Annotated in this window: 1 pseudogene; it reads left to right on the plus strand. The window is 43.5% G+C overall.

Going from position 1 to position 1001, the window contains the following annotated elements:
• Positions 1-1001: pseudogene (locus BQ7480_RS17970) on the plus strand (SusC/RagA family protein); the annotation flags it as partial.

Here is a 1001-nt window from a genome sequence, read left to right on the forward strand (position 1 = left end):
ACCAAGAACGGTAAAGCTGGAAAAACTCACGTAAATTATTCTGGAAACGTTCGTTTCAATGACGGTATCGGCATTCCGAAAATGGCCAATTCTTATGACTTTGCCACCATGTTCAATGCAGCCAATGTGAATGACGGTAATGCTCCTATCTTTAATGATGCGTATATGCAGAATATTAAAGATTACATGGAGGGCAAACTGACACAGTCAACTGTCGCTAATGGTAATGTATGGGCCAAGTGGAACGAAGGCGCTTATGATAATGTGGACTGGTTTAAGGAATTTTATAAGAGCTGGGTTCCTTCCCAGGAGCATAACCTCAGTGTAAGTGGAGGTAATGAAAAGACCCAGTATGTATTGAGTGGAAACTTCTTGGGACAAAACGGTTTGTTGCGTCATGGTGAGGATTACATGAACCGTTATACACTGAATGGAAAAATCACTACACAGCTTGCCAGCTGGGCCAGATTGACTTATACCACCCGTTGGACCCGGGAAGATTATGGACGTCCGTCTTATATGAGTGGTTTGTTCTTCCACAATGTAGCCCGTAAATGGCCTATCCAGCCTGCATACGACCCGAATGGCTTTCCCATGAATGAAAGTGAAATCGAACAGATGGAAAATGGCGGTTTGCAGACCAAAAACAAGGATTTTTATACCAACCAGTTGGCGGTTGTATTTGAACCTATCAAAGACTGGCACATCAATCTGGAGGGAACCATTCGTACCCAATCCGATTTTGAGCATTGGGAGGTACTCCCTGTTTATTACTGGGACGTAAACGGTAACCAGCAGCCTATGGCTTGGGGAATGGGAGACGGAACTTACTCTCCAGGACAAAGCCGGGTAAATGAGTATGGTTACAAAGAAAATTACTATGCCACCAATATTTATACGGACTATTCAAAAACATTCAAGAGCGGTCATTACTTTAAGGTCCTGCTTGGTTTCAATGCTGAAAAATATTCGACCCGTAGTATTACAGGACAGCGTGACGG

Source organism: Bacteroides mediterraneensis, assembly GCF_900128455.1.
In the GTDB taxonomy this organism is placed as follows: Bacteria; Bacteroidota; Bacteroidia; order Bacteroidales; family Bacteroidaceae; genus Phocaeicola; species Phocaeicola mediterraneensis.